Raw genomic sequence first — 8,194 nt, 5'->3', positions numbered from 1 at the left:
GGCGCTGGCCGGCGCGGCACGGGCCTCGGGCGCCGGTGCGCTGGCCGGTGTGCTCGCCGCGCTCGCCGGGTGGGGCCTCAGCCGCTGGCTCGACTCGTCGGGCGGCGGCACCCCGACGATGGCGGCGGCACTCGGTCAGGGCATGCTGTCCGGGGTTCTGGTTGGGGCGGTGTTCCTCGCCGTGGTCTGGTTCGTCGACCGGCGGGACGTAGCGCCACTGCTCGCCGGGGTGCTGCGGCGTCTGCGTCGACGCGGACCCCGGGGCGGCGGTCCGACGGCCGGTGCGGTCTCCCCGGAGCGGGGCGATGGGAAGGAGACGGCTGCGCGATGAGTGAGCCAGCTCTGTCCGCCGGGTGGTCGGGCACTGTCGCGTTGGTGCTCGCGTCCAGCACCGGCGGGGTCGGCCAGCATGTGCGGTCGGTGGCGCGTGGCCTCGTCGCCGGCGGTGCCACAGTCCTGGTCTGCGGGCCGGCGGCGACCCAGGAGCAGTTCGACTTCACCGGCGTCGGTGCGCGGTTCGAACCGGTGGAGATCCCGGCCAGCCCGACGCCCGCCGACGCCCGGGCGGTGCTCACCCTGCGTCGGGTGCTCACCACCTCCCGGGTCGACGTGGTGCACGCCCACGGCCTGCGCGCCGGGTTGGTCGCCGTGCTGGCCCGTCCCACCGCGCCACTGATCGTCACGTGGCACAACGCGGTGCTCGCGGGTGGCCTGCGCGGCGGGGTGTCCCGGCTCGTGGAACGGGTGGTGGCCCGGGGCGCGCGGGTGGCGCTGGGTGCCTCCGAGGACCTGGTGCGGCGGGCCGCCGCGCTGGGCGCCGCCGACGCCCGGCTCGCCCCGGTCGCCGCGCCGATGCTGCCCGCGCCGAGCCGACGCGCGGCGGCGGTCCGCGCCGAGTTCGGGGTTCGCCCGGACCAGCCGTTGATCCTGTCGGTGGGTCGGCTGCACCCGCAGAAGCGCTACGACGTGCTGATCGACGCGGCGGCCCGGTGGCGTACGCGTACCCCGCCGCCAGTCGTGGTGATCGCCGGCAGCGGACCGGCGTACCTGCCGTTGGCCGCGCGGACCTCCGCGGCCCGCGCCCCGGTGACCCTGCTGGGGCACCGCATCGACGTGGCCGACCTGCTCGCCGGCGCCGACCTCGCGGTGGTGACCAGCGACTGGGAGGCCCGGCAACTCTTCGCCCAGGAGGCGCTGCGCGCCGGCGTACCGCTGGTCGCGACCGCCGTCGGTGGGCTGCCGGACCTGGTCGGCGACGCCGCCACGCTGATCCCGGCGGGGGACGTCGACGCGGTCGATGCGGCGGTGCGGGCGCTGCTGGACGACCCGGCGGCCCGGGCCGAGCTGGGCCGTCGTGGCGCGCAGCGGGCGGCGACGTGGCCGACCGAGACGGACACCGTGGCCGTGCTGGTCGCCCTCTACGCCGAGCTGGCCGCGGACCGCGCCGGCCCGGCAGCCACCCCGGGCTCCGACGCCCCCAGAACGGGACACCGGTGATGTTGCGCCGAATCACCCCCGCCCTGCTGACCATCCTCGTGGTGTCGTTGGGCGTCGCCGCGCTCGCCGCCCGCCCGCCGCAGGACAGCCCGCGACGCACCGCCGACTTCGTGGTGCTGGCCGGGGTCGCGGGGCTGCGCTGGGAGGACGTGGACCCGCAGCGCACCCCGACGTTGTGGCGAATGGCCCAGGAGGGGTCGATCGGCTCACTGTCGGTGCGCTCCGCACACCGACCCACCTGCCCGGTGGACGGCTGGCTGACAGTGGGAGCGGGCAGCTTCGCCGCGTGGAACGGCAGCCGCTCGCCGGAGGGCTGCCCGACGGCCGGGGTGACCGTCGAACAACCGGACGGCATCGGCGCGAACCTGCCCGATCAGGAGAGCGTGGTCCAGTACAACCAGCAGCGCCTGCCGTGGGGCGCCCTGCCCGGCTCGCTGTCGGAGTCGGTGCGCTGCTCCGTCGCCGTGGGCCCGGGTGCGGCGGTGGCCGCCGCCCGACCGTTCGGCCGCGTCGACAGGTACGCCCCGGCGTTGCCCGCCGACCCGCGGCCGCTGCTCGGCGCCTGCGTGCTGAGCATCGTCGACCTGGGCACCGTCGAGGGGACCGACGCGGCGACCCGCGCCGAGGAGGCCAAGGCGGCGGACGCCCAACTGGCCCGGGTGCTGGCGGCCCGGCCACCGCGGTCGTTGGTGCTGGTCGCGGGGATCTCCGACACCGCCCAGCCGTCGCGGTTGCACGTGGCGGTCGCCGACGGGCCGGGCTGGGAGCGGGGGTGGCTCACCTCGGCCAGCACCGGCCGCGACGGCTACCTGCAACTGGTCGACCTCGCGCCGACCGCCCTCGCCGCGTTGGGCCGGCCGATGCCGGAACGGCTCTTCCTCGGCCGTCCGGCGGTCAGCACCGGTGGTCGTCCCGCGGACCTGGCCGAGGCGATCGACGCACCGGCCGACGCCGATCGGGAGGCCGCAGCCCAGCGCGACGTCTCCGGGGTGTTCTTCACGGTGCTGGCCGGGGTGCAGGTGCTGCTGGCGCTGGGAATCCTGCCGTTGCTGCGCCGGGCCCGCCCGCACGCCGGGCCGACCGGCCCGAACCCCGTCTCCGGGCGGATCGTGGCGGTGGTGGAGCTGCTGCTCGTCGCCGTGGCGTTGACGGTGCCGGCGGCTTTGCTGGCCGACGCGGTGCCCTGGTGGCAGGGCGAGCACCCCGGGTGGATCTTCGCCGGGGTAACCGCGCTGCTGGTGGCGGCGGGCACCGCCGCGGTGCGGTTCGCCCCCGGGTACGCGGGCACCCTCGGCCCGCTCGGCGCGGTGGCCGGCCTCACCACACTGGTCGTCGGGCTGGACGTGCTCACCGGGGCCAGCCTGCAGCTCAACGGTGTGGTCGGCTACTCCGCGTTGCAGGGCGGCCGGTACTCCGGGCTGAGCACGGTGGGGCTGGGAGTGTTCCTGGCCGGGGCGTTGCTCGCCGGGGGTTGGCTCGCCCAACGGGTGCCCAGGGGTTGGCGGCCGGCGGTGACGGTGGCCGTGGGTGGGCTCGCCGTGGTGGTGGTCGGCAGCCCGTACCTGGGCGCCGACCCGGTCGGGGCGATCGCGCTCACCGCCGGGGTGAGCGTCGCCGCGGTGATCAGCGCCGGTGGCTGGTTGACGATCAGCCGGTTGGCGTGGGCCGCGATGGCCGCCCTGGCGGTGGGTATCGGTTTCGGTGTGGTGGACCTGCGTCGCCCGCCGGCGGAGCGGGGCAGCCTGGGGCGGTTCCTCTCTGCCCTCGGTGACGGCACCGGCGGGTTCACCGTGCACCGGTCCAGCACGGAGAACTTCGAGACGTTGGTCAACAGCCCGCTGACGGTGCTGGCGCTGACCGGCGGGTTGCTGGTGTGGTTCGCCCTGTTGCAGCCGTGGGGTGGGCTGATGCGGCTGTTCGGCATCTACCCGGCGGTCCGGGCCGCGTTGGCCGGGACGGTGGTCGCCGCGGTGCTCGGTGGTCTGCTCGACGGCGCGGCGCTGGACGTGATGGGCGCCGCCGCCGCGGTGGTGGTGCCGATGGCCGTCCTGGCGTCGCTGCGGGTGCTCGGGCACGCCGCAGACCGCACCCGCCCGGTCCCGGGCCGGTTCCGCGAGAGCGGCGCCGACGACGACTCGGGCTCCGGCGGGGTCGGCCCGACCGGTGGGGGTGACATCCCGACCGGTGGTGGGCCGTTGGGCGCGGCCCACCCCCGGCCGATCAGCGGCCCGCCCGCGAGCGCACCGGCGGCGGCCCCGGCTCCGGACGCCTCGACCGCAGGCTCCGACGACCCGGCGGAGCCGACCGCGGACGGGTCCGCTGTGGCACCCCGGCAGGCCACCCGGTCATCGACCGAGGTTGCCGCTTCCTGAGCGCCGGATGACCCGCAGGTGGCGCAGCTGGGGTGCGGCCTGCGAGTAGCCGTCCGGGAGGTGTTACCGTCGAATCCCGTGGATCGCGTGATCACTTTGCTGATCAAGCACGGCGGTCTGCATGACCGCGACAGACGACACGGGAGCAGGCCTTGGCCCCATCAGCACGGACGACCAGGCACATTTTCGTCACCGGGGGCGTCGCCTCCTCGCTGGGTAAGGGCCTCACCGCCTCCAGCCTCGGCAACCTGCTGACCGCGCGCGGGCTGCGTGTGGTGATGCAGAAGCTCGACCCCTACCTGAACGTCGACCCGGGGACGATGAACCCGTTCCAGCACGGTGAGGTCTTCGTCACCGAGGACGGCGCGGAGACCGACCTCGACGTCGGGCACTACGAGCGCTTCCTCGACCGGGCGCTGTCCGGCAAGGCGAACGTCACCACCGGTCAGATCTACTCCGACGTGATCGCCAAGGAGCGGCGTGGGGAATACCTGGGCGACACCGTCCAGGTCATCCCGCACATCACCAACGAGATCAAGTCGCGGATCCTGGCGATGGCCGACCCGGACGAGGACGGTCAGCTCCCCGACGTGGTGATCACCGAGGTGGGTGGCACTGTCGGCGACATCGAGTCGCTGCCGTTTTTGGAGGCGATCCGTCAGGTCCGCCACGACCTCGGCCGGGACAACTGCTTCTACCTGCACGTCTCCCTGGTGCCGTACCTGGCGCCGTCGGGTGAGCTGAAGACCAAGCCGACCCAACACTCGGTGGCGCAGCTGCGCAACATCGGTATCCAGCCGGACGCCATCGTGTTGCGCTGCGACCGGGAGATCCCGGTGAAGCTCAAGGAGAAGCTGTCGCTGTACTGCGACGTGGACGCCGAGGCGGTCGTCGCCGCACCGGACGCCCCGAGCATCTACGACATCCCGAAGGTGCTGCACCGCGAAGGGCTCGACGCGTACGTGGTGCGCCGGCTCGGCCTGTCCTTCCGGGACGTGGACTGGGCCAGCTGGGACGACCTGCTGGAGCGGGTGCACCGGCCCCGGCACACGGTCACCGTCGCGGTGGTCGGCAAGTACGTCGACCTGCCCGATGCGTACCTGTCGGTGAGCGAGGCGATCCGCGCGGCCGGCTTCGGTCACCGGGCCCGGGTGCAGCTCAAGTGGGTGCCCAGCGACGAGTGCGTCACCCCGGCCGGCGCGGCGGCGGCCCTGGCCGGCGTCGACGGTGTCCTCATCCCCGGTGGCTTCGGCGTCCGCGGCATCGAGGGCAAGATCGGCACCGCCCGGTACGCCCGGGAGAACGGCATCCCGCTGCTCGGCCTCTGCCTCGGCCTACAGTGCATGACCATCGAGGTGGCCCGTCACCTGGCCGGCCTGGACGGCGCGAACTCGGCGGAGTTCGACGAGAAGGCCGCGCACCCGGTGATCGCCACGATGGCCGACCAGGAGGACATCGTCGCCGGCAAGGGCGACCTGGGCGGCACCATGCGGCTCGGGGCGTACCCGGCGACGCTGACCGAGGGGTCGCTCGTCGCCGAGGCGTACGGCAGCACGGAGATCAGCGAGCGGCACCGGCACCGCTACGAGGTGAACAACGCCTACCGGGACGCGCTGACGAAGGCGGGTCTGCACATCTCCGGCACCTCCCCGGACGGCCGGTTGGTCGAGTTCGTGGAGTTGGACCGCAGTCTGCACCCGTTCTTCGTGGCCACCCAGGCGCACCCGGAGCTGAAGAGCCGCCCGACCCGCCCGCACCCGCTGTTCGCGTCGTTCGTCAAGGCCGCTGTGGCGTACTCGCAGGCCGACCAGTTGCCGGTCGACCTGGACGCGGCGGCGGACGCCCCGTCGGCGCGTAAGGCCGCCCGCAACGGCGCCGCGACGAAGGCCGCTTCGGCCTCGTGAGCGAGGTGGAGCACCACTACGAGGTGCGGTCCCGGCAGGAGCGGTACCGGGGGCGCATCTTCGACGTGGTCACCGAGGAGGTGACCATGCCCGGCGGCGGGACCGGGGTGCGTGACCTGGTGCGGCACGTCGGCGCGGTGGCCGTGGTGGCGCTCGACGACGCCGGTCAGGTGGTGCTGATCCGCCAGTACCGGCACCCGGTCGGGCGACACCTGTGGGAGCTGCCCGCCGGGCTGATGGACGTCTCCGGCGAGGAGTTGCCGTCGGCCGCCCTGCGGGAGCTGGCCGAGGAGGCGGACCTCACCGCCGGGCGGGTCGACGTGCTGGTCGACCTGCACAGCTCGCCCGGGTTCACCAACGAGGTGGTGCGGGTCTTCCTGGCCCGGGACATCGCCGACGTGCCGGCCGACGAGCGCCACGAGCGCCACGACGAGGAGGCCGACCTCCAGGTCGTCCGGATCGACCTGGACGAGGCCGTCGCGATGGTCCTGGCCGGTGAGATCACCAACGCGTCCGCGGTGGCCGGGCTGCTCGCCGCGGCCCGCTCCCGGGACACCGGTTGGTCGACGTTGCGTCGGGCGGACGCGCCGCTGCCCCGCTGAGCAGCGCCGCCGGTTCGCACCGGTGAGGGAGTACGACGACAGGGGCCCCGCGGTCAGCCGCGGGGCCCCGGTTTGCTGTCGGTCTGGTTCAGGAGTCGCGCAGCGGCCGGCCCTGGGCGTCGGTGCCGCCGTTCACCAGGATGAGGATTCCGTCGATGACGCCCCAGAGGGCGCCGAAGCCGCAGGTCACCACGCTCACGACGAGCTGGAGAACGGCGATCTTGGTGTGTCCGGTGTAGAACCGACCGGCACCGAAGGTGCCCAGCAGGATGCCGAGGATGCCCGCGATGATCTTGCTCTTGTCGGACACGCCCTGCGGGTACCCCGGCTGGGGGTACCCGGGCTGGTAAGGAGGAGTGGTCATGGGCGGACACACTAGTGATCCACTTGCCCGCTGTCCGCAGCGCCACCCGACAGATGGGACGATGATGGCCGAACACTGTCCTGACGGCTGAGGCGACCATCCGCCGCAGAGCCCGGTTCGGTGCCCTGACAGATCGTCAGGACACTCGGGCACCGGATGTCACTGTGCTGGCTCTCGGCGGCGCGGGGCGCGCCTAGACTGCCGCCGGCGGGACCGGTGGACCGCGGTGGCAAAGGGGCCATTGCGGCACCGAGCAGTCGGGGGAGAGCAGCCCCGAAGAGAGGTGTCTGCATCGTGAAGGTCGGAATCCCACGCGAGGTCAAGAACCACGAGTACCGCGTGGCGATCACGCCAGCGGGCGTCAACGAGTTCACCCGCAGCGGCCACCAGGTCTTCGTCGAGTCCGGCGCCGGTGAAGGCTCCAGCATCACCGACGAGGAGTTCGCCGCCGCGGGCGCGAAGATCCTGGACACCGCCGACGAGGTGTGGCAGACCGCCGAGCTGGTCCTCAAGGTCAAGGAGCCGGTCGCCGAGGAGTACCACCGCATGCGCGAGGGGCAGGTGCTCTTCACCTACCTGCACCTGGCCGCCTCCAAGGAGTGCACCGACGCGCTCGTCGACCGCAAGGTCACCGGCATCGCGTACGAGACGGTGGAGCTGCCCGACCGGTCGTTGCCGCTGCTCGCCCCGATGTCCGAGGTCGCCGGCCGGCTCGCCCCGCAGGTCGGCGCGTTCTACATGATGCGTACCGGTGGCGGTCGGGGTGTGCTGCCCGGTGGTGTCTCCGGCGTGTACGCGGCCAAGACCGTCGTCATCGGCGCGGGCGTCTCCGGCCTGAACGCCGCCGCCATCGCGTTGGGCCTGCAGTCCGAGGTGCTGCTGCTGGACAAGAACGTCGCCCGGCTGCGTTCGGCCGACGCGATCTACCGGGGTCACCTGCAGACCATCGCCTCCAACGCGTACGAGGTCGAGCGGGCGGTGCTCGACGCCGACCTGGTCATCGGCGCGGTGCTGGTGCCCGGCGCGAAGGCCCCGAAGCTCATCAGCAACGAGCTGGTCTCCCGGATGAAGCCGGGCAGCGTGCTCGTCGACATCGCCATCGACCAGGGCGGTTGCTTCGAGGACTCGCGCCCCACCACGCACGCCGACCCGGTCTACAAGGTGCACGAGTCGATCTTCTACTGCGTGGCGAACATGCCCGGCGCGGTGCCGAACACCAGCACCTACGCGCTGACCAACGTCACCCTCCCGTACGCCCTGGAGCTGGCCAACCAGGGGTGGCGGCAGGCGCTGCGCAACGACCCGGCGCTGGCGCTGGGCCTGAACACCCACGACGGTCGGGTCACCTACGGTCCGGTCGCCGAGTCGCACGGCATGGACGTGCTCCCGCTGGCCGACGTGCTGGCCTGAACGGCGGCACGCTGACCGGCAACGCGGATTCCGCCGGCGTGGGCG

6 protein-coding genes and 1 pseudogene are annotated in these 8,194 nt (G+C 73.4%); 6 read left to right on the top strand and 1 reads right to left on the bottom strand.

Features of this window, described 5'->3' with window-relative positions:
* The 5 genes and pseudogenes from ACWCO3_RS27485 to ACWCO3_RS27465 all read left to right on the top strand — a co-directional run.
* A pseudogene (locus ACWCO3_RS27485) lies at positions 1–331 on the top strand (virulence factor MviN); the annotation flags it as partial.
* The gene (locus ACWCO3_RS27480) at positions 328–1,497 is read left to right on the top strand and encodes a glycosyltransferase family 4 protein (protein WP_450012783.1); all 1,170 of its coding nucleotides are present in this window, start codon (positions 328–330) and stop codon (positions 1,495–1,497) included. The pseudogene ACWCO3_RS27485 and the gene ACWCO3_RS27480, both read left to right, overlap by 4 nt.
* Complete coding sequence (locus tag ACWCO3_RS27475) at positions 1,497–3,869, top strand: hypothetical protein (protein ID WP_450012781.1); 2,373 nt, start codon at positions 1,497–1,499, stop codon at positions 3,867–3,869. The genes ACWCO3_RS27480 and ACWCO3_RS27475 overlap by 1 nt, the downstream gene beginning before the upstream one ends.
* A 152-nt stretch (positions 3,870–4,021) precedes the next feature.
* Positions 4,022–5,773, top strand: a complete 1,752-nt coding sequence (locus ACWCO3_RS27470; protein WP_145783524.1) for a CTP synthase — start codon at positions 4,022–4,024, stop codon at positions 5,771–5,773.
* Positions 5,770–6,375: an NUDIX hydrolase gene (locus ACWCO3_RS27465; RefSeq protein WP_357936872.1), complete on the top strand. Its 606-nt coding sequence runs from the start codon at positions 5,770–5,772 to the stop codon at positions 6,373–6,375. Before ACWCO3_RS27470 ends, ACWCO3_RS27465 begins: the two co-directional genes overlap by 4 nt.
* A gap of 88 nt (positions 6,376–6,463) precedes the next feature.
* Here the strand turns inward: ACWCO3_RS27465 and ACWCO3_RS27460 are convergent, their stop codons facing one another.
* A complete protein-coding gene (locus ACWCO3_RS27460; protein ID WP_408630584.1) occupies positions 6,464–6,805 on the bottom strand; it encodes a TM2 domain-containing protein in 342 nt (113 codons plus the stop codon).
* A gap of 228 nt (positions 6,806–7,033) precedes the next feature.
* Here ACWCO3_RS27460 and ald point away from each other — a divergent pair, with 228 nt between their 5' ends.
* Positions 7,034–8,149 (top strand): alanine dehydrogenase, encoded by a 1,116-nt coding sequence (ald, locus tag ACWCO3_RS27455; protein WP_145783517.1) that lies wholly within the window; start codon positions 7,034–7,036, stop codon positions 8,147–8,149.
* Positions 8,150–8,194 lie beyond the last annotated feature (45 nt).

Source organism: Micromonospora sp. NPDC002411 (assembly GCF_053592955.1).
The sequence above is the reverse complement of the archived record's forward strand: the minus strand, read 5'-3'. Positions and strand labels throughout refer to the sequence as shown.